Raw genomic sequence first — 269 nt, 5'->3', positions numbered from 1 at the left:
ATCACGGTAATAGTCGTACCGGATGATGTCGAAATTATGCCGCCCGACATTCACCGGAAGATCGGCCGCCCAGTAATCTTTCACTCTGGAGTAAGTCACACTCTGGCCCGACTGATAACTGGTTACCTTGTACGCACTGCTGCCAATCGGTGGTTCGTTGAGTGGCTCGCTGAGTTTCTTGTCTTTCCAGTAATGTTCCGGTAAGACGTTCATGCCTTCAACCAGAGAAAACAGTTTTTCCCTGTTGGCGACAGACATTTCAACCCGTT

Annotated in this window: 1 protein-coding gene; it reads right to left on the bottom strand. The window is 49.4% G+C overall.

The annotated features are described in order from the left end of the window. On the bottom strand, positions 1-269 hold a 269-nt coding region (locus ACYP03_RS26335), incomplete at both ends, for an ABC transporter substrate-binding protein (RefSeq protein WP_459782714.1).

Source organism: Photobacterium sp. R1, from assembly GCF_054600795.1.
This window is presented reverse-complemented; position numbering and strand designations above follow the sequence as displayed.